Genomic DNA, 21,396 nt, shown 5'->3' on the forward strand with positions numbered 1-21,396 from the left:
GCGTCCATCCTGGAGCAACCACTACATGACACTCGTAACGACCACCGGCCCCAAGCAGGTCGCGATCAACGACATCGGATCTGCTGAAGACTTCCTCGCCGCGGTCGAAAAGACTTTGAAGTTCTTCAACGACGGGGACCTCATCGAAGGCACCGTCGTGAAGATCGACCGCGACGAGGTTCTCCTCGACGTCGGGTACAAGACGGAGGGCGTCATCCCCTCCCGTGAGCTTTCCATCAAGCACGACGTGGACCCCTCCGAGGTCGTCCAGGTCGGCGACAGCGTCGAGGCTCTCGTTCTGCAGAAGGAAGACAAAGAGGGTCGTCTGATCCTCTCCAAGAAGCGTGCTCAGTACGAGCGTGCCTGGGGAGACGTCGAGAAGATCAAGGACGCCGACGGCGTCGTCACCGGTTCGGTCATCGAGGTCGTCAAGGGTGGCCTCATCGTCGACATCGGCCTCCGTGGCTTCCTGCCGGCATCGCTCATCGAGCTGCGCCGCGTCCGCGACCTCACGCCGTACCTCGGCCAGGAGATCGAGGCCAAGATCCTCGAGCTCGACAAGAACCGCAACAACGTCGTTCTGAGCCGCCGCGCGCTGCTCGAGCAGACGCAGTCGGAGAGCCGCACCACCTTCCTCAACAACCTCGCCAAGGGCCAGATCCGCAAGGGTGTCGTCTCGTCGATCGTCAACTTCGGTGCGTTCGTCGACCTCGGCGGCGTTGACGGACTCGTTCACGTCTCCGAGCTGTCGTGGAAGCACATCGAGCACGCCTCCGAGGTCGTCGAGGTTGGCCAGGAGGTCACCGTCGAGATCCTCGAGGTCGACCTCGAGCGCGAGCGCGTCTCCCTGTCGCTCAAGGCGACGCAGGAAGACCCGTGGCAGGTCTTTGCCCGCACCCACGCCATCGGCCAGGTTGCACCGGGTAAGGTCACCAAGCTCGTCCCCTTCGGCGCGTTCGTTCGCGTTGCAGAGGGCATCGAGGGCCTGGTCCACATCTCCGAGCTGTCGGGCAAGCACGTCGAGCTCGCCGAGCAGGTCGTGTCGGTCGGCGACGAGGTCTTCGTCAAGGTCATCGACATCGACCTCGAGCGTCGCCGCATCTCCCTCTCGCTGAAGCAGGCGAACGAGGGCGTCGACCCCAACGGCACCGAGTTCGACCCGGCGCTGTACGGAATGCTCACCGAGTACGACGAGCAGGGCAACTACAAGTACCCCGAGGGCTTCGACCCGGAGACCAACGAGTGGCGCGAGGGCTTCGAGGCCCAGCGCGAGAAGTGGGAGCAGGACTACGCTGCCGCCCAGGCTCGCTGGGAAGCGCACAAGAAGCAGGTCGAGGCAGCTGCCTCGCAGGTCATCGAGGACATCCCCGGTGCCGGCTCCAGCTTCTCCAGCGAGTCCGAGTCGACCGGCACGCTCGCCGACGACGAGGCGCTTGCCGCTCTGCGCGAGAAGCTCAGCTCAAACAACTAGTAGGCACTGCCAACTAGTAGGCACTGCCAACTAGTAGGTCAGCAGCACCACACGGCCGGATCCCCTCGGGGATCCGGCCGTTTTGCATCTGTCGGTGCTTATGATTCGGTCATGCGCCGCCGATGGTTCCGCCCGTCGACAGTCTCACGGTCCGTCCGGTCCCGGAGCCTGTCGACGGGCCGCGCCCTCGCGGTAACGGTGGCAATGCTGGTCGGCGTCGGCGCGGCGGCGCCGGCGTTCGCAGGGACGGATGCCGGGCATCCGTCAGCCTCGTCGTCGCCGTCTGACCATGGCTTCCTCCGATTCCGACTCCCGTATCTCGACGGGATCGCCCCCGCCCCCGACTTTCCCAACCTGGCCCGCGCTGCCGCCCGCCCGGCACCACTGCTGCTGTTCCTCCCTGCGACGGGGGCGGTGCCCGACGACTATCGGGCCTTTCTCGCAACGGCGGCCGCCGTCGGCTACAGCGTGATCGGTCTCGACTACCCGAACCTCGGGCGGTCGGTCACCCGCACCTGCTTGGGCGATGCGAAGTGCTACACCATGCTGCAGCGCAACCGGTTTACCGGTGCGGATCCGTCGCGATTCAGTCACGTGACCGCGGCCAATTCCATCACCAACCGCTTTCGCGCGACGGTGCACTATCTCGAGCAGCACGACCCGAGCGGTAGATGGGGGCGCTATCTGCAACACGGGCACATCGACTGGTCCCGCATCGTGGTGGCCGGGCATTCGCAGGGTGGCGGGGAGTCGGCATTCATCGCGCACTACAACCGGGTGCAGGGTGTGCTGATGTTCTCCTCGCCGGTCGAGTCGTACGACAACGTCACGGCATCCTGGATCGACGGGAAGGGTGCAACGCCGGTGAGCCGGATGTTCGGCTTCGACGTGCTCGGCGATATCTACCAGGACAGGATCGCCGGGAGCTGGCGCAAGCTCGGGCTGGGCACCGATCACGATCCGGTTGCCGTGCCGACCGGAGGCCACGCGCTTCTGAGCTCGCTCCCGGTGGGGAGCCCGATTCAGACGCATGGCAGGTCGGTGGACGACCGAACACCCCGAGGAGCGAATGGCGTCCCGGTCTTCGCTCCGACCTGGCGCTGGATGCTCGACCAGGTCCGCCAGCCGTGAGTTGCATGTTTTGGTCCCTTTCAGGCGCTGAAAGGGACCAAAACATGCAACTCAGGGGAAGGCAGGCGCGCGGCTAGCATTGTCGCGTGCATCTGATCGGGCTGACGGGCGGGATCGCCTCGGGGAAGAGCGCCGTGGCGCAACGACTGGCGAGCCACGGAGCGATCGTGATCGACGCGGATCGGCTGGCGCGGGAGGTCGTCGAGCCGGGTACGCCCGGGCTCGCTGCGGTCGCCGATCGTTTCGGTGCCGGGGTCATCACCGCGGACGGCATGCTCGACCGCCCAGCACTCGGGGCGATCATCTTTACGGACGATCGCGCGCGCCTCGACCTCAACGCCATCACCCACCCGCTGGTGCAGCAGCGGGCACGCGACCTGATTGCTGCTGCGGAGGCGCACGACCCGGATGCCGTCGTGGTCTACGACGTCCCGCTGCTTCTCGAGGCCTCTTCGCAGAGCGGGTATCACCGGTTCGAGAAGATCATCGTGGTGGAGGCAGAACCGGCAACGCGCATCCGTCGCCTCGTCGAGTTGCGGGGGATGAGCGACCACGACGCCGCGCGCCGCATCGCGTCGCAGGCCACCGACGCGGAGCGCCGAGCGATCGCCGACATCGTGATCGACAGCAACGGCACGCTCGACGACACACTCGCGCAGGCCGACGACGTGTGGACGCAGCTCCGCGAGCTCTAAGTTCTCCCGGGTTATGGGCCGACCCGGGATATGGTTGCTGCGGTAGACGGGGACCGAGGGGAGTCGCATGCGCACGGGGCGACGCCTGGCGATCATCGCCGCAGCGCTCTGCGTCGTGCTGTCGTGCACTGTTGCCCAGGCCGCCCGGGCCGATACCCGCGACCACGCCACTACCCCTGATCACGATGGGCCGGGATCGTCGCTCATCTCGTTCCGGCTGCCGGAGACCGGCGATGCCTTTCTCTCGCCAAACGCGCGCAACTTCGCCGTCAGAGGCACGAAGGGCAGCCCGCTGCTGCTGTTTCTGCCGGCCACCCGCTCGGTCCCTCGCGACTACCGCTCCTTCCTCGACACCGCGGCCTCGCTCGGCTACCACGTGCTCGCCCTTGACTATCCGAATCGCGGCCAGTCCGTGGTGCACCTGTGTGCCGGGGCGCCGCGCTGTTATGGCGAGGTGCAGCGCAATCGCTTCCAGGGCGGCGGGCAGAGCGCGTTCAATTCGGTCGACCGGCGTGACTCGATCCTCAACCGGTTGCGGATGTCGCTCGACCACCTGCAATTCACCGACCCCGGCGGGGCCTGGTCACGGTATCGCTCCGGCGACAGCATCCGCTGGGATCGGGTGGTCGTCGCAGGCCACTCCCAGGGCGGGGGACTCGCCGCCTACATCGCTCATCGTTTCCGGGTGCACGGTGCCCTGATGTTCTCCTCCCCGGTGCAGAGCGACGCTGGTGTGCCGGCTCGTTGGATGCGCAAAAGCGGGGCGACCCCGGCATCCGTCCAGTACGGCCTGGTGGACGTCCGCGACCGATACGCGACGAACGTCACGGCGTCGTGGGCGACCATGGGGATGACCGGCACTCACGCCATCGTGTCCGAGCTCGATCTCGGCTCGCCCAGCGACTCGCACCTTCGCACCGTCACCGACCGGAGCCCCCGCGTCGATGGGGTGCCCGTGCTCGCGCCGACCTGGCGGTGGATGCTCGAACAGGTGCGCTGAGTAGGCTGGGGGAATGTCGGCACCCGAAGGCCTCCGTGCTCTTATCCACCGGCAGGCGTTGGCGTCGCCGCGGTCGCGTTACCTCGAAGACGCACGCTCGAATCGATCCATCGACTACGCCGAACTCGAGGCGACCGCCTCCGTCTGGGCCGCCGAGCTCAACGCCCGCGGCATCGCTCCCGGCGGCTCGGTCATCATCGACATCGCCGATCCGCTGGACTTCGCCCTCGTGCACCTGTCGGTGATCGCGGCGGGGCGACGGTCGGTGCCGACCAATCCCGATCTCACCGAGGCCGAGCTGCGTCGCATCTCCGACCTGCTGGACGGTGCCGACCTGCTCGTTACGGATCGTGACGACCGGGCCGGTATCGGAGTGCCCATCGTCCCTGTCGTGCCGGTCGTGCCAGCCATCACGCTCTCGTCCACCGGTCCGGCTGCGGTCCCGGGCGAGGGCTCGGCCCTCCTCTTCACGTCCGGATCGACCGGCACACCGAAGGGGGTGGAGCTCGGCGAACGTCAACTGCTCTTCGTCGCGCGCGGCATCGCCGAGAACAACCAGCTCGTGCCGACGGATCGCGGCTACAACCCGCTCCCGCTGTTCCACGTCAACGCCGAGGTGGTGGGTCTGCTCTCGACCCTCGTCGCCGGGGCGACCATCGTGCTTGATCGTCGGTTTCACCGCACCGGGTTCTGGGAGCTCATGGACGAGCGCCGCATCACCTGGCTGAACGCGGTGCCGGCGATGCTCGCGGTGCTCGCCCGGGGTGGGGAGTTCGCCGTGCCGGCGTGTCTGCGGTTCGTGCGCTCGGCATCCGCCCCGCTGCCAGATGCCGTGCGCGCCTCGCTCGGCGACGTGCCGCTCATCGTCAGCTACGGGATGACCGAGGGGGCCAGCCAGATCACCGCGACGCCGCTCGATGCGCCACCACGTGACGGGTCGGTTGGGGTTCCCGTCGGCAGCGAGGTGCAGGCGCGGGCCGAGGACGGCACGGTGCTCGCGGCTGGCGAGGTTGGCGCATTCTGGATCCGCGGGCCCGGCATCGTGACGAGCTATTTCGAGGGGCGCGCGCGCGAGCGCTTCGATGCCGACGGCTGGTTGAGTACGGGCGACCTCGGCTACCTCGACGACGACGGGTACGTCTACCTGGTCGGCCGCTCTGACGATGTGATCAACCGCGGCGGAGAGAAGGTCTACCCGGCCGAGGTCGAGGAGGTATTGCTCGGCGACGCGCGAGTGCGCGAGGCGGTGGTGGTCGGTAAACCCGACCCGATCCTGCACCAGGTTCCGGTCGCCTTCGTGATCCCCGTCAGCGCGCTGAGCGACAGCGAGACGCTGGCCTTCGTCGGCGAACTGTTCGAGCGGGTAGAGCGCGAGCTCCCGCGATTCAAGCGTCCGATCGACATCTCGGTCGTCAACGACGTGCCGCGCGCCCCCACGGGCAAGGTGCAGCGCAGCCGAGTACGCGAGCTGGTGGAGCAGGAGTGACGTCCGCACAACCCGCAGCCGCGACATCCGCGCCCCGCGTTCGCGCGCCGCACCTCTACGAGGTCGACGTCGTGCGCATCCTCACTTTCGCCTGCGTCATCGCGGTGCACACCACGAGCCACACGGCGGCGGCGGATGATGTCGGCCTGTACGCACTGCTCGGGCTCGTGCACTTTACGCGAGAGGTATTCTTCGCGCTCTCCGGTTTCGTACTGGTCTACAGCTACCTCAGCAAACCGGTGCCGATGAAGAAGTTCTGGCCGCGGCGCTTCCTTCTCGTGGGGGTGCCGTACGTGGTGTGGTCGGCGATCTATTTCGTGTCGGCGAACATCTATTCGCCATACGGAACCATTCCCGAGATGGTCGGCAGATTCGCTCTCAAGCTCGTCACCGGCAACGCCTGGTATCACCTGTATTTCCTGCTCGTGACGATGCAGGTCTACCTGCTGGTGCCGGTGATCGTCTGGCTGATCAGGAAGACCCGCGGGCATCACGTCGCCCTGCTCGTGACCGCAGGCGTCTTCCAGTTGGCACTCACCGCGGTCTACGCGTATGTGCCGGACTTGCCGGAGTGGCTGGGTGGCTACGCCAAGGTCTACTTCTTCAGCTACCTGTTCTTCATCCTTCTCGGTGCCGTCGCGGCCGACCACGCACAACAGCTGCTCGCCTGGGTTCGCGGGCATCGCGCACTGATCGGCTGGGTGACCCTGGCGACCGGTCTCGTCACCCTCGGGGTCTTCGCCTTCCAGCACCTCGCGCTGGGGTTCAGCCTCTACCGCTCGGGCACCCCGCTGCAGCCGATCCTCATGGTGTGGTCCGTCGCGGTCGGGCTGGGCTTCCTCGCGGTCGGCAGCTGGTGGGCCGATCGCCGCCGGCCGACGTCGTTCGTGGCCAGGGGAGTGGATGTCGCCTCCGACCGGTCGTTCGGCATCTTCCTGTCGCATCCGCTCGTGCTGTGGATCCTGCTCTGGGTCGGTGGGGACTGGGTGCCCAACCACGTGGCCACGCCGTGGCTGACGCTCGTCGCGTACGTGGTCGTGTTGGTCGGGGCCGCGGCGATCACCGAATTGGCCCGTCGCTCGCCGGTCAGCCTGCCGCTCACCGGTCGTCCGTGGATTTACAGGCGCACAAAGCCCCGCCCCGCCGCGGTGGCGTCCCCGGGTGCCGGTGGCCCGCCGCCGGACTGACTTCCCCTGTTCGTGTTCCGCCATCCGTCGATCCTGCCCGCGCATCATTCAGGAGGTGGTGGGGGGTTGACGGATGGTACGAAGATCCGCCACTCGAGACACTCGCGTCACACCACGTCCTGAATCTCGCGAAACCTCATTCGCGCGCCCGCTTGTCATCCGCGCGGGGGTTACAACCTGCGCGGTGTTGACAATGGGGCGCGGTGTTGCCGTGAGCGGCGTCCGAACTAGTCGGTGCTGCCCGCGAGGGGGGAGCCGATCGGATCTACCCGCTTTGGCTTCATCACGCCGGCGAGCACTGTCGCGGCGACCAGGATGCCGATGGAGACGGCGAACGGTACGACGAAGTCGCCGGTCACATCCACGAGAGCACCGACGACGATCGGGGAGAGGATGCCCGCGACGCCGAAGCCGGTGTTCATCATGCCGCTGGCCGTGCCCGACCAGGTGGGGGCGACATCCATCGGAATCGACCAGAGCTGCGCGTTGGTGAGTTCGAGGAAGAAGAACGAGAAGGCGAGGGCCACGATGGCCACAGTCAGGGGCGGTGAGAACACCAGCGGCACGAGGCAGAGCGCCGAGCCGATGAAGCCGATCAGCAGCAACGTGCGCCGGGCGCTGCGGGCGTTGCCGGTCTTACGCAGCAGCCGGTCGCTCAGTACGCCGCCCAACGTGTCGCCGATAACGCCACCGGCGAGGATGAGGGAGGTGAGCAGGCCGTACTTGCTGATGTCCTGCTTGTAGACGGTGGCGAGCAGCGTCGGAATCCACGTGAAGAATACCCAGGCGACCCAGCCGTAGCCGAAGTCGACCAGCGTCACGGGCAGGATCGTGCGGATCAGCCGCTTCCACGGCACCGGCGGGCGATCGGCCGCCTTGGGGATGGCGGGAACCTCGGAGAGTTCCTGCGCGGTCATCCCCTTCATGTCCCTCGGACGGTCGCGGAACATGACGAACCAGACGATGGCCCAGAGCATGCTGAGCACCCCGACGAGGAAGAACGACTCGCGCCAGCCCGACCAGATGATCAGCGTCGTCACCACGATCGGCGCGGCGAACGTGCCGAGGCGGGATGCCGAGTGCACGATGCCCTGCACGAAACCGTTGCGGTCCGGCGGCATCCATCGGCTCATCGCCTGGGTGGCGGTGGGGAAGGTGGCCGATTCGCTGAAGCCGAGGATCGCGCGCGCGATCAGCAGGGAGACCAGGCCGACGGCGAGTCCGGTGAAGAGCGTCGACGCACCCCAGAGTAGGCCCAGGATGAGGAGGCCACGGCGAGGGCCGACCTTCTCGCCGATCCACCCGCCGAATATCTGCAGGCTGGCGTAGAAGATCGCGAACACCGATGCCGCGAGGCCGAATTCCGCGTTGGTGAGGCCGAATTCCTTGATGATCGAGGGGCCGGCCGCAGAGATGTTGGTGCGGTCGAAATAGGCGATGAAGTACATCACGCATAGCAGTACGAGTACGCGCCCGCGGCGGCGGTGGAACAGGATCGGCGTGGCGGCCGTGCGCGGAGCAGTGTCGGTCAGTGCCATGGAGCGCTCATTCCGCGAGAGGTGACATCGGGTGTACTCGGTGTGACGCTACGGATATTCCCTATCCAACAGCTATGCGGCCATAAAACACCCGAAACGCCGTGCACTCAATGCTCGTGCATGGATCTGACCAGCCCAGAGCTCAGGCGAGCACTGCCGGAGCCACGATCAGCACGGTCGGCACGGCGAGCAGCGCCACGCTGCAGATCAGCGCGAGGGCGCGGCCCGCGGCGCCGAGGGGCCGCCCCGGCGTGATGAGTCTCGTGAGGCGGCGCTCGGCCGAATGGCCGTCGGCGGCGAGGGCGCGAGCCGTGGCATCCGTCGCCGGGTCGAGGCGCGAGACGGCCGGCGCATCCGATGCCGAGGCGACCAGGGCGATGGATGCCGCGAGCGCCTCGTCCGGAACCTGCTGGCGAGCGCGGTCGTCGGCCAACATCTCGACCAGCACGGTCACCGCATCGAGGGCCCGCGTCGCGATGGGGAACCAGGGCAGCGATCCGCGCCAGGCCCGGAAGGCGACCAGGAGAAGGTGATGACGCTGCGTCGCGTGGGCGAGCTCGTGCGCGATGACTGCCTGCAACTGCTGGTCGTCGAGCAGTTCGACGAGCCCGGCCGAGAGCACGGTCACCGAGCGGGTCGTTCCGGGCAGGCAATATGCCACCGGCGCCTCGTGCTCGAGCAGACGCATGCCGGGGCGTTCGGGAATGGGTGCGCTGAGGAGTCGAACCAGCTGGCCGTGCCGGCGTCGAGAACGCTCGGCGCGAGCGAAGGTAAGGCCGAGCGTGAGAAGCAGGTGCACCCCGAGCAGGATGCCGCCGCTGACCGCGAACATCTGCAGGAAGCTTGTCCCGGCCGGCAATTCGCCCGCCACCAGCCAGCCCGGGAAGGCGGCGAGTCCGGTGGCGAGATCGTCGCCGAATGGCTCGAGCCCGAACGAGAACAGAGCGCCGAGCATGGAAAGTCCACCGGCCAGCGCGATCGCCTGCCAGACGATCAGGGCGGTGGCTGGCGCTCGAGCTGGCCAGGATGCCCGTGCGAGCAGGATCGGCACCGGCCAGGCCAGGGCGATCGCGAGAATCGCGAGAGCAACCCAGGTGATGGTCACAGCAGCTGCTTGTCGCCCACCAGTCGACCGTCGAGCATCTGGCGCAGAGTGGCCGCCTCGCCCGAGCTGACTTGTCCGATGAACCGTGCGAGCACCGCGGTGCGGTCGGGCGCCGTGCCGAGCACCTCATGCATCAGCTCGGCCATGTGCGCGGCACGGGTGGTAGCGGCGGCGAACAGATGCGGGCGGGCATCCCGTTCCCGGATCACGAAGCCTTTGCTCTCGAGGCGACCCAGCACCGTCAGCACCGTCGTGGTGGCGAGTTCTTTGCCATCGAGGCGGTCACGGATGTCCGTTGCCGCAAGTGCGTTGGCGGAATCCCAGAGGATGTCCATCACCGTTCGTTCGAGTTCCCCCAGCGTTGCCATGTCCAGATTCTACTCGATGTAGAAATGTAGTTCTACATGGTGTAGAACTTAACTGTTTCTACATTCGGTAGAAGAAGGAGCGTCATGCTGCACGGTGCTGGTTTTATGCCCATGGACCTCGATCCGCTGCTCATCGCACGCTGGCAGTTCGGCATCACCACCGTGTACCACTTCTGGATGGTTCCGCTCACCATCGGCCTCGGACCGATCGTCGCCGGCATGCAGTGGAAGTGGATGCGCACCGGAGACGTGCGCTGGTACCGCATGGTCAAGTTCTGGGGAAAGCTCTACCTGATCAATTTCATCCTCGGTGTCGCGACCGGCCTGGTGCAGGAGTTCCAGTTCGGGCTGGCCTGGAGCGAGTATGCGAAGTTCGTGGGCGACGTGTTCGGCGCCCCGCTGGCCATGGAGGCGTTGCTCGCCTTCTTCGTCGAATCGACGTTCCTCGGCCTGTGGATCTTCGGCTGGAACAAGCTGCCCAAGAAGCTGCACTTCGCCAGCCTGTGCGTTGCCATCGCGGGGTCGATCGTCTCGGCCTACTTCATCATCGTCGCGAACTCGTGGATGCAGCATCCGGTGGGTGTCGCCCTGATCGACGGCCGCCCCGTGATGACGGATGTCTGGGCCGTCCTCACCAATAACACTGCTCTCAGCGCCTTCAGCCACACCCTCTGCGGCTCGCTCGCCGTCGGTGGCGGCTTCGTCGTCGGCATCGCCTGGTACCAGCTGTGGCAGCGGCGCCGCGATGGGATCGACACCGTTGGTCTCGACAAGAAGGTGGTCGTCGGCGAGGCCGCCGACATCCCTGGTCGGGATAAAGCCGACCACAAGGTCTGGATCACTTCGCTGCGGATCGGCGCGGTCGTAGCCATGGTGGCGTTCGCCGGTGTTGCCATCACGGGCGACTCACAGGCCAAGCTGTTGTTCGAGCAGCAGCCGCTCAAAATGGCGGCGGCCGAGGGCGCCTGCCACGACGGCACCAGCTTCTCGGTGCTCTCGGTGGGCGAGCTCGGCTCGAAGAACTGCTCGGACATCACCCCGATCATCGAGATCCCGGGCCTGCTGTCGTTCCTCGCCAAGGGCGACTTCAGCACCGACATCAAGGGCATCAACGAATTGATCCCGCAGTATCAGGCCAAGTACGGTACGAATCTGCCCGACAAGGCGATCTACGGCGATCGGGCCGGTCAGGCGATCGACTACACACCGGTGCTCGAGGTGACCTACTGGGGCTTCCGGATGATGATCGGCTTCGGCATCCTCGCGGCCGGCGCCGCGGCGCTGGCGCTCTGGCTGACGCGTCGGGGTACGGTGCCCCGTCAGCGCTGGCTGATGCAGTTGGCGGCGGCGAGCATCCTCGCCTCATTCGCGGCGAACTCGGCTGGCTGGATCTTCACCGAGATGGGGCGGCAGCCATTCGTCGTCGCGCCAAACCCGGACGGCATCGATGGGGTCTTCATGTTCACCGCCGCCGCTGTCTCGCCCGGAGTGAGTTTCGGCGAGATCCTGTTCTCGCTCAGCGCCTTCACGCTGGTGTACGCCGTGCTGATGGTGTTCGAGATCCGGCTGCTGGTGCGGTATGTGCGCGGCGGGGTCGCCAGCGCGGTGCCGGAATTGGCGCATCCGAAGAACGACGACGATGACGATTCCGACGCGACCTCGGGCGACGTGCTCGCCTTCGCGTACTGAGACCCCGAGTTACTAGGAGCTGACCATGCTGCCCACCATCTGGTTCATCCTGATCGCCGTTCTCTGGCTCGGCTACCTCTTTCTCGAGGGCTTCGACCTGGGAGTAGGGATGCGGCTGTTCTTCCTCACCCGCAAGGAGGCCGACAAGCGTGTGATGCTCAACGCCATCGGGCCGGTGTGGGACGGCAACGAGGTGTGGCTGGTCACCGCGATCGGCGCTACCTTCGCCGCCTTCCCGTTCTGGTACGGCTCCCTGCTGTCTGCCCTCTACCTGCCGATGGTGTTCGTGTTGCTCGGCTTGATCTTCCGTGCCGTCGCGATCGAATACCGGGGTAAGGGAACGAGCGATCGCTGGCGGCGGGGTTGGGATGCCGCGCTGGGCCTCGGCTCGCTGGTCGCCGCGTTCGGAATCGGTGCGACCCTTGCGCTCACCACCACCGGGCTTCCGCTGAACGCGAACGGCGACCGGGTGGGCGGCGCCTTCGCCTGGCTCACTCCGTGGGCGATCGTCGGCGGTCTCGCCGTGGTCGGATTCGCGCTCGCTCACGCCTCGGTGTTCCTCGCGCTCAAGACCGACGGCCCGGTGCGCGTCGCCGGGCGTCGTTTCGCGGGCCTCGTCGGTCCGATCGCGCTGATACCGCTCGCGGTCTGGCTCATCGGCGTGCAGCTTCGCACGGGCAACCCGGTGACCTGGGTGATCGCGATTCTCGCCATCGCGGTCGCCGTGGGCGCGTGGTTCGCCAACCGGGCCGGTCGGGAGGGCTGGGCGTTCGTCAGCCTCGGATTCGCGCTCGCGCTCACGGTCGGCGCGATCTTCGCCGCCAGCTACCCGGTGGTGCTGCCCTCGACCATCGATGCCCGCTTCGACCTCACCGTGGCGAACGCGTCATCGACGCCGTACACGCTCTCCGTGATGTCGGTCGTCGCCGGCTTCGGGGTGCCCCTCGTGCTGGCCTACCAGGCCTGGACCTACTGGGTGTTCCGCAAGCGGGTCAGCGCGACCCAGCTGCCGGCCGCACATCCGGTCGAGGCGGCGGTGCGACGCCCGATGGAACAACACCCGTGAATCGGCCCACGCCGCGCGACGACCTGGCCAGGATGCCGCGAGGGTTCCTCTATCTGCTCGCCCTTCTGGGTGCCGCGAAGGCGATCGCCCTGATCGGTATCGCCACCGCGATCGCCGGCGGCGTCGCGGCGGTGGCTGACGGTCACACGGAGATCGGGAACAGTGCGATCGGGAACAGCGCAGCCGGTCACGCTGACTGGGCCGGCATCATCGCCCTGGGCGCGGCATCCGCTCTCGGTCGAGCGCTGGTCGCCTGGGCGCAGCGGGTCGTCTCCGCACGAGCGCTCCTCGGTTCGAAGGAGCGGATGCGCGCGGCTCTCGCCGACCGCGCTCTGCAGCCCGGCACCGCACCCGCGTCCGTCGCCACCCTGGCCACGCAGGGACTCGACGAACTCGAGAAGTACTACACCGTCTACCTGCCGGCGCTGGTGACGGCGGCCACGGTCCCCGTGATTATCGGCGCGCGCATCCTCTTCGCCGACTGGGTCAGCGCGCTCATCATCGTGCTGACGGTGCCCCTGATCCCGGTGTTCATGACGCTGATCGGCATGCACACCCAGGAGCGGGTGGCCGCGGCGACGACGGCTCTGGCCCGGCTGTCGGATCACCTCGTCGAGCTGGCCCGCGGCCTTCCCGTGTTGGTCGGACTGGGGCGTGCCGAGGAACAGACCGACGCCCTGCGCGAGATCTCAGACCGTCACCGCCGCGCCACGGTGCAGACCCTGAGAACAGCCTTCCTGTCCTCGCTGGCACTGGAGCTGATCGCGACGATCTCGGTCGCCATCGTGGCGGTATTCATCGGGGTGCGACTCGTGGGCGGCGACCTCACACTCGAGGTCGGACTGCTGGTGCTCATCCTGGCCCCGGAGTGCATGGCGCCGTTCCGGGAGATCGGCGTGGCCTTCCATGCAGCGCGGGACGGACGCGAGGCGCTCGCCCGGGCACAGGCGATTATCGACGAACCGGTCGAAGAATCGATCGTCTTCGATGGCGATGCCGACCTGTGCGTGACCGACCTGCGCGTGCGCTTCGCCGACCGACAGACGGATGCCGTGGCCGGCCTCTCCTTCGCCGCCCGTCGCGGGGCGATCACGCTTCTCGACGGGCGGAGCGGTACCGGTAAGTCGACGGTGCTCGCGGTGCTGGCCGGGCGGCTCCGATCCGGTGCGTCGGCCGAGGTCGGCGGGAGGGTCGAGGGACTCGACGCGACCCGGGTTGCCTGGCTGCCGCAGCATCCGCGCACCACCGGCGACACCGTGCTCAAGGAACTCGCGATCTACGGGGGAGACGAGTCGCTGCTCCAGCGCCTCGGCATCGCCCACAGCGCCGACCTTCCGCCCGCGCTGATGAGCCCCGGAGAACTGCGGCGGCTGGGGGTAGCTCGGGTGATCGCGCGCGTGGACGCCGGTGCACGCCTGGTGCTGCTCGACGAACCCACCGCTCAACTCGATTCAGCGAGTGCCGCGCAGGTGCTGCGCGAGATCGCGCGGCTGCGCGGGAAGGCGACGGTGCTTCTCGCCTCGCATGACCCAGCCGCCCGCGCCCTCGCCGACGCCAGGGTTCGGCTCGACGCCGGCGCGGCGTTCGAGGCTGCGCCGATGTCGTCCTCGGTGGTCGCCGAACCCCTGCCGGCACGCCTGGTCGAACCCTTCGGCGAGCCGGAGCATCCGTGGCGCGAGCTCGCCGCTCTCCTTCGTCCGGTTCGAGGGAAGATCGCCGGCGCTGTCGCGCTGGGCACACTCGCCACGCTGTTCGCGATCGCCCTCACCGGAGTCTCGGGCTGGCTGATCGTGCGGGCGAGCGAGCACCCGCCGATCATGTACCTGCTGGTCGCGATCGTCGGCGTGCGCTTCTTCGGGGTGGGTCGCGCGGTGCTGCGCTACTCGGAACGACTGCTCAGCCACGATGCCGTCTTCGCGGCCCTCACCGGCGTGCGCATGCGGCTCTGGTCGGCCCTCTCGGCGCGCGGGCTTCGCGGTCGCGACAGCGTGACGGCCGGCGGCACGCTCGATCGCCTGGTCCGCGAGGTCGATGAGCTACGCGACCTGGCGATTCGTGTGGTGCTTCCACTCGCCAGCGGGGTGCTCAGCCTGCTCGTCACGCTCGTGGCGCTCGGTGTTCTGGTGCCGGCCGTCGTTCCGGTGCTGATCATGCTCGGACTGTTCGCCGGCATCGTCGCCCCACTGGTGGCCCTCGCCGCGGATCGCCGTGCTGCCCGAGGCCTGCAGTCCCTCCGTTCCACGGTGTTGGTGCGCTTCGCCGCCATGCTCGGTGCCGCAGACGACTTGCGGGCCAACGGGGTCGACGCTGGGGTTCGGGCAGAGCTTGCGGCGCTGGACGGCCGGGCCTCCGCCGCTGCTCGTCGCGGTGCTGGAGCGCTCGGACTCGGCGGCGCGGTGGTGATCGCGAGTTGCGCGCTGGCGGCCGTGCTGCTGGTGCCGTTCGCGGTGCTGCAGCAGCCAGACATCCAGCCCGGTCTGGTGGCGGTACTCGCTCTGGTGCCGCTCGCGTTGATCGAGCCGACGCTCGAGCTCGTCGGAGCGGTGCAGCTGCTTCCCGCCCTGCGCCGTGTACTCGGCCGGGTGTCGCGCACCACGGCGGTCGAGCGCGAGGCGCCGGGGACACCCGTCGACGACCGTCGAATCGAGAGCATCGAGCTGCGGCAGGTCGCGACGGGCTGGCAGCCGACACAGACCGTGCTGACGGATGCCTCGGCTCGCGTCACCCGCGGCGACTGGCTCACCATCACCGGGCCGTCCGGCTCGGGCAAGTCGACGCTGATCGCGCTGCTCCTCGGACACCTCGAGCCCACCTCGGGCGCCTACCTCATCAATGGTGACGACGTCTCCGGCCGCGACCTCTCGCCGCTCGCCCGCCGATTCGGCTGGAGCCCGCAGGAGGGGCATCTGTTCGACTCGACCATCCGCGGCAATCTGCTCATCGCCCGGCCGCGCGAGTCTGCGCCCGACGAGGCAGAGCTGATCACCGTACTCCGTCGTGTCGGGCTCGGGCCCCTGCTCGACCGACTGACCGACGGGCTGGATACGCGCATCGGCGCGGGCGGCGCACAGCTGTCTGGAGGGGAGCGACAGCGGCTCGCGGTGGCCCGCACGCTGCTGACGGGAGCCGACGTCATCCTGCTCGACGAACCGACGGCACACCTCGACGAAGAGTCGGCGCGAGAGCTGATGACAGATCTGCGGATCGCTCTCGCCGACCGCATCACCGTGCTGGTCACGCATCAGCTCGTCGACCAGCGACCGGCGGATCAGCGCATTGTTCTCGGTGCAGCGCCCGTTCTGCCCACGGCGCAATTCGAATCGAGTGTCAGTGGCCCTGCTTAAGCTTGAGGCATGGAACCGACCAGATCCGTGCGCCCGTTCGAGGTCGTCAGCGAGTACGTGCCGAGCGGCGATCAGCCCCAGGCCATCGCCGAACTGACCGCCCGCATCAACGCGGGGGAGACGGATGTCGTGCTGCTCGGCGCCACCGGAACCGGCAAGTCGGCGACCACGGCCTGGCTCATCGAGCAGGTGCAGCGCCCCACTCTCGTGCTCGCGCACAACAAGACGTTGGCGGCGCAGCTGGCGAACGAGTTCCGCGAGCTGATGCCGAACAACGCGGTCGAATACTTCGTCTCGTACTACGACTACTACCAGCCCGAGGCCTACGTGCCGCAGACCGACACCTTCATCGAGAAGGACTCGTCGATCAACGCGGAGGTGGAGCGGCTTCGGCACTCCACCACCAACTCGCTGCTCAGTCGGCGCGACGTGGTGGTGGTCTCCACCGTCTCCTGCATCTACGGACTCGGCTCGTCCGAGGAGTACCTCGACGCCATGCTCGCCCTGCAGGTCGGCATGCGCATCGACCGAGAGGCGCTGATCCGCAAATTCGTCTCGATGCAGTACCAGCGAAACGACGTCGACTTCTCCCGCGGCAACTTCCGTGTGCGCGGCGACACGATCGAGATCATCCCGATGTACGAGGAGCTCGCCATCCGCATCGAGATGTTCGGTGACGAGATCGAGGGGCTGTACAGCCTGCATCCGCTCACCGGCGACGTGGTGAAGAAGCTCGACGCCGTCTCGGTGTTCCCCGGGTCGCACTATGTGGCCGGCCAAGAGAGCATGCAGAAGGCGATCGTCACGATCAAGGAGGAGCTCGAGCTGCGCCTGGCCCAACTCGAGCGTGAGGGCAAACTGCTCGAGGCCCAGCGACTGCGCATGCGCACCACCTTCGACATCGAGATGATGGAGCAGATCGGGTTCTGCAGCGGCATCGAGAACTACTCGCGCCACATCGACGGTCGCAACCCGGGCGAGGCGCCGCACTGTCTCATCGACTACTTCCCCGACGACTTCCTGGTGGTCATCGACGAGTCGCACGTCACGATTCCGCAGATCGGGGCCATGTACGAGGGGGATGCGTCGCGCAAGCGCACTCTGGTCGACCACGGCTTCCGGCTGCCGAGTGCCCTCGACAACCGCCCGCTCAAGTTCAACGAGTTCCTCGACCGGGTCGGCCAGAAGGTCTACCTGTCGGCGACGCCCGGCAAGTACGAGATGGGCATCACCGACTCGGTGGTCGAGCAGATCATCCGCCCGACCGGCCTGATCGATCCCGAGATCGTGGTCAAGCCCACCAAGGGTCAGATCGACGACCTGCTCGAGGAGATCCGCGCCCGTGTGGCCCTAAACGAGCGGGTGCTTGTCACCACCCTCACGAAGAAGATGTCCGAGGAGCTCACCGAGTTCCTCGGTGAGGCGGGCGTGCGCGTGCGCTACCTGCACTCCGATGTCGACACGCTGCGGCGGGTCGAGCTGCTCACCGAGCTGCGGCAGGGCGTCTACGACGTGCTGGTCGGCATCAACCTGTTGCGGGAGGGCCTCGACCTTCCCGAGGTGTCGCTCGTGGCCATCCTCGACGCCGACAAGGAGGGGTTCCTCCGGTCGTCGACCTCGCTGATCCAGACCATCGGTCGCGCCGCCCGCAACGTGTCCGGCGCAGTGCATATGTATGCCGATGTCATGACCGACTCCATGGCCCTGGCCATTTCGGAGACCAACCGGCGGCGCGAACTGCAGGTCGCGTACAACCTCGAGCGTGGGGTCGACCCGCAGCCGCTGCGCAAGAAGATCGCCGACATCACCGACCAGCTGCAGCGGGAGGATGCCGACACGGCAGAACTGCTGAGCGGTCGCGGCGGGCGCAAGCGTGCACCCACGCCGAGCCTCAAGCGCGAGGGCAAGCACGCGGGTCTGGCTGCCGCGGGTGCGAATGATCTGGAGACGATCATCCGTGACCTCAACGAGCAGATGCTCCAGGCCGCGGGGGAGCTCAAGTTCGAGCTCGCCGGCCGGCTGCGCGATGAGGTCGCCGATCTGAAGAAGGAGCTACGTCAGATGGAGGCGGCGGGCCACCTGGCCTGACCGCGCCGGTCGATTCGCCGGTCGAGTAGCGCCGTTCCGCTGGGCGGTTAGCGCCCGAGCGTCCGCGCGAGGACGCGTATCGAGGCCCACCACGGACAGGTTTCGATACGCGAACGCGCTAGAGCGCGTGCGGTACTCAACCAAAGGAGTATCGCTGACACCAGGTCCGCTAGGGGCTTAACCGATCGGGCAATGTCGGTGGCTTACGTAGACTCGTATGGTGACTATTTCCCCCGTCAAGTCCGGCCCGAAGCTCTCTGTCCTCGGGGCCAGGGTGCACAACCTCAAGAACGTCGACCTCGAGATCCCGCGCGATTCTCTGGTCGTCTTCACCGGTCTTTCCGGTTCGGGAAAGTCGTCGCTCGCCTTCGACACGATCTTCGCGGAGGGCCAGCGCCGCTACGTCGAATCGCTGTCAGCATACGCCCGGCAATTCCTCGGTCAGGTCGACCGCCCCGACGTCGACTTCATCGACGGTCTGAGCCCCGCGGTCTCGATCGACCAGAAGTCGACCAACCGCAACCCGCGCTCCACCGTCGGCACGATCACCGAGATCTACGACTACATGCGCCTGCTCTGGGCGCGCATCGGCATTCCGCACTGTCCTATCTGCGGTGCCAAGATCGAGCGCCAGACGGTGCAGCAGATCGCCGACCAGCTCATGACCCTGGAGACCGGGGTGCGCTACCAGATCGTCAGCCCCGTGGTCTCGCAGAAGAAGGGCGAGTTCGTCGACCTGTTCAAGGAACTCGCGGCCAGCGGCTACTCGCGCGCGATCGTCGACGGTGAGCAGATTCAGCTCAGCTCCCCACCGACGTTGAAGAAGCAGTACAAGCACGACATCTCCGTCGTCGTCGACCGTCTGGTTGCGGCCCCCGACATCCTCACCCGGCTGACCGACTCGCTCGAGACCGCGCTACGCCTCACTGATGGCCTGGTCAGCATCAACTATGTCGACGCAACCGGCCCGGAGGCCTGGCGCAACTTCTCCGAGAAGCTGTCCTGCCCCAACGGGCACCCGGTGCAGCTCACCGAGATCGAGCCGCGCACGTTCTCGTTCAACGCCCCGTTCGGCGCCTGCCCGGAGTGCTCGGGTCTCGGCACCCGCATGTCGGTCGATCAGGAGCTGCTGCTCGGCGACCCGGCCCTCAGCCTGGCCGAGGGCGTCATCCTGCCGTGGACCCAGTCCGGCAAGGGCCTGTTCAACTACTTTCAGCGCCTCCTCGAGGGTCTCGCCGCCGACCTCGATTTCTCCCTGAAGACGCCATGGCAGGAGCTGCCCGAGAAGGTGCAGCGCGCCATCCTCGAGGGCAACGACTTCGAAGTAACTGTCAAGTGGAAGAACCGCTTCGGCCGCGAGATGAAGTACTCGACGGGCTTCGAGGGCGTCATGCCCTACATCGAGCGCAAATTCCTTGAGGCGGAGACCGACTCGGCCCGCCAGCGTTACTCGTCGTACCTTCGCGAGATCGCCTGCCCGGTCTGCCACGGCAAGCGCTTGAAGCGCGAGGTGCTCGCGGTCACCGTTCATGAACACAACATCGCGGATGTCTCCGAGCTCAGCCTCGTCGACGCCTACGAGTTCATGAAGCTCCTCGAACTCACCCCCCGCGAGGCCAAGATCGCGGCACAGGTGCTTCGCGAGATCCGGCTGCGGTTGGAGTTCCTGATCGAGGTCGGCCTGAGCTACCTCAACCTCGCCCGCTCGGCCGGATCGCTGTCCGGTGGCGAGGCGCAGCGCATCCGTCTCGCGACCCAGATCGGTTCCGGCTTGACCGGCGTGCTCTACGTGCTCGATGAACCGAGCATCGGCCTGCATCAGCGTGACAACCGCCGTCTGATCGAGACCCTGGTGAAGCTGAAGAACCTCGGCAACACCCTCATCGTCGTCGAGCACGACGAAGACACTATCCGCACCGCTGATTGGGTGGTCGACATCGGACCGGGTGCCGGCGAGCACGGAGGCGAGGTAGTTCACTCGGGGTCGTACGCAGACCTGCTCGCCAACACGCGTTCCATGACCGGCGACTACCTCTCGGGCCGGCGCGCGATCGAAACGCCGACGGTGCGTCGACCGATCGACCCGAAGAGGATGCTCACGGTCGAGGGCGCGCGCGCCAACAACCTGAGGGATGTCACCGTCGAATTCCCGCTCGGAACCTTCACCGCGGTGACCGGCGTCAGCGGATCGGGCAAGTCCTCACTGGTGAACGACATCCTGTACAAGGTGCTCGCCAATGAGTTGAACGGCGCGCGCCAGATCCCCGGCAAGCACACCCGCGTCACCGGTCTCGACAACCTCGACAAGGTCGTCCACGTCGACCAGGCGCCGATCGGCCGCACTCCGCGGTCGAACCCGGCGACTTACACGGGCGTGTTCGACAAGATCCGCAACCTGTTTGCCGAGACCGTCGACGCCAAGTCCCGCGGCTACCTGCCCGGTCGCTTCAGCTTCAACGTCAAGGGCGGTCGCTGCGAGAACTGTTCCGGCGACGGCACGATCAAGATCGAGATGAACTTCCTGCCAGACGTCTACGTCGTGTGCGAGGTCTGCAACGGTGCCCGGTACAACCGCGAGACGCTCGCGGTGCACTACAAGGGCAAGTCGATCGCCGAGGTGCTCGACATGCCGATCAGCGAGGCGGCCGAGTTCTTCGAGGCGATCTCCTCGATCAGCCGCTTCCTCAACACGCTGGTCGATGTCGGCCTCGGTTACGTGCGCCTCGGGCAGAGCGCGACGACCCTGTCGGGTGGCGAGGCGCAGCGTGTCAAGCTGGCCACCGAACTGCAGAAGCGGTCGATGGGACGCAGCATCTACGTGCTCGACGAGCCAACCACCGGTCTTCACTTCGAAGACGTGCGCAAGTTGCTCCTGGTGCTGAACGGTTTGGCCGACAAGGGCAACACGGTGATCGTCATCGAACACAACCTCGACGTGATCAAGTCGGCGGACTGGCTCATCGACATGGGGCCAGAGGGCGGAGCCGGGGGAGGCCAGGTCATCGCGACGGGCACCCCCGAGCAGCTCGCGGCGGTGGAGGCCAGCCACACCGGCCAGTTCCTCGCCGAGATCCTCGAGCCTGCTCCCGCGCCGGTGGTGAAGGTGTCGTCGCGCAAACCCGCCAGTAAGCAGCCGCGCAAGCCGGCCCGCGCCTCGGCGTAGGCTCGGCGACCATGGCAACAACGACGCCGCCGCGGCGATCGCCCCTCGGGGCGACGCCTCCTCGC

14 protein-coding genes are annotated in these 21,396 nt (G+C 67.1%); 11 read left to right on the forward strand and 3 right to left on the reverse strand.

Going from position 1 to position 21,396, the window contains the following annotated elements:
• Positions 1–25 precede the first annotated feature (25 nt).
• From rpsA to IV501_RS04245, 6 genes are all read left to right on the forward strand, one after another.
• Positions 26–1,471 carry a 30S ribosomal protein S1 gene (gene rpsA, locus IV501_RS04220; protein WP_200555120.1) on the forward strand — a complete coding sequence of 482 codons (1,446 nt, stop codon included), beginning with the start codon at positions 26–28 and terminating at the stop codon, positions 1,469–1,471.
• A 111-nt stretch (positions 1,472–1,582) separates the two neighbouring features.
• Positions 1,583–2,602 carry a BPSS1187 family protein gene (locus IV501_RS04225; RefSeq protein WP_200555121.1) on the forward strand — a complete coding sequence of 340 codons (1,020 nt, stop codon included), beginning with the start codon at positions 1,583–1,585 and terminating at the stop codon, positions 2,600–2,602.
• 86 nt (positions 2,603–2,688) lie between these two features.
• Complete coding sequence (gene coaE, locus IV501_RS04230) at positions 2,689–3,297, forward strand: dephospho-CoA kinase (RefSeq protein WP_200555122.1); 609 nt, start codon at positions 2,689–2,691, stop codon at positions 3,295–3,297.
• A gap of 67 nt (positions 3,298–3,364) precedes the next feature.
• Positions 3,365–4,297, forward strand: coding sequence for a BPSS1187 family protein (locus tag IV501_RS04235; protein ID WP_200555123.1), 933 nt, complete (start codon positions 3,365–3,367; stop codon positions 4,295–4,297).
• Between the two features lie 13 nt (positions 4,298–4,310).
• Positions 4,311–5,783 carry a class I adenylate-forming enzyme family protein gene (locus tag IV501_RS04240; RefSeq protein ID WP_200555124.1) on the forward strand — a complete coding sequence of 491 codons (1,473 nt, stop codon included), beginning with the start codon at positions 4,311–4,313 and terminating at the stop codon, positions 5,781–5,783.
• Positions 5,780–6,970, forward strand: a complete 1,191-nt coding sequence (locus IV501_RS04245; protein ID WP_200555125.1) for an acyltransferase — start codon at positions 5,780–5,782, stop codon at positions 6,968–6,970. Before IV501_RS04240 ends, IV501_RS04245 begins: the two co-directional genes overlap by 4 nt.
• A 227-nt stretch (positions 6,971–7,197) precedes the next feature.
• On the opposite strand, the gene IV501_RS04250 is transcribed toward IV501_RS04245, so the two are convergent.
• From IV501_RS04250 to IV501_RS04260, 3 genes are all read right to left on the reverse strand, one after another.
• Positions 7,198–8,508, reverse strand: coding sequence for an MFS transporter (locus IV501_RS04250; protein ID WP_200555126.1), 1,311 nt, complete (start codon positions 8,506–8,508; stop codon positions 7,198–7,200).
• Between the two features lie 142 nt (positions 8,509–8,650).
• Positions 8,651–9,613 (reverse strand): M56 family metallopeptidase, encoded by a 963-nt coding sequence (locus tag IV501_RS04255; RefSeq protein WP_200555127.1) that lies wholly within the window; start codon positions 9,611–9,613, stop codon positions 8,651–8,653.
• Positions 9,610–9,981: a BlaI/MecI/CopY family transcriptional regulator gene (locus IV501_RS04260; protein WP_200555128.1), complete on the reverse strand. Its 372-nt coding sequence runs from the start codon at positions 9,979–9,981 to the stop codon at positions 9,610–9,612. Before IV501_RS04260 ends, IV501_RS04255 begins: the two co-directional genes overlap by 4 nt.
• Positions 9,982–10,065: 84 nt before the next feature.
• Here IV501_RS04260 and IV501_RS04265 point away from each other — a divergent pair, with 84 nt between their 5' ends.
• The 5 genes from IV501_RS04265 (at position 10,066) to uvrA (ending at position 21,331) form a co-directional block, all read left to right on the forward strand.
• Positions 10,066–11,670 (forward strand): cytochrome ubiquinol oxidase subunit I, encoded by a 1,605-nt coding sequence (locus IV501_RS04265; RefSeq protein ID WP_234698112.1) that lies wholly within the window; start codon positions 10,066–10,068, stop codon positions 11,668–11,670.
• A gap of 19 nt (positions 11,671–11,689) precedes the next feature.
• A complete protein-coding gene (gene cydB / locus IV501_RS04270) occupies positions 11,690–12,736 on the forward strand; it encodes a cytochrome d ubiquinol oxidase subunit II (RefSeq protein ID WP_200555443.1) in 1,047 nt (348 codons plus the stop codon).
• Entirely contained in the window at positions 12,733–16,080 is a 3,348-nt protein-coding gene (cydC, locus tag IV501_RS04275) for a thiol reductant ABC exporter subunit CydC (protein ID WP_307812172.1), read from the forward strand. Before cydB ends, cydC begins: the two co-directional genes overlap by 4 nt.
• Before the next feature lie 9 nt (positions 16,081–16,089).
• Positions 16,090–18,168 carry an excinuclease ABC subunit UvrB gene (uvrB, locus tag IV501_RS04280; RefSeq protein WP_200555129.1) on the forward strand — a complete coding sequence of 693 codons (2,079 nt, stop codon included), beginning with the start codon at positions 16,090–16,092 and terminating at the stop codon, positions 18,166–18,168.
• Between the two features lie 220 nt (positions 18,169–18,388).
• Positions 18,389–21,331, forward strand: coding sequence for an excinuclease ABC subunit UvrA (gene uvrA / locus IV501_RS04285; RefSeq protein WP_307812173.1), 2,943 nt, complete (start codon positions 18,389–18,391; stop codon positions 21,329–21,331).
• The last annotated feature ends 65 nt before the right edge of the window (positions 21,332–21,396 follow it).

Source organism: Lacisediminihabitans changchengi, assembly GCF_016634425.1.
Lineage (GTDB): Bacteria > Actinomycetota > Actinomycetes > Actinomycetales > Microbacteriaceae > Lacisediminihabitans > Lacisediminihabitans changchengi.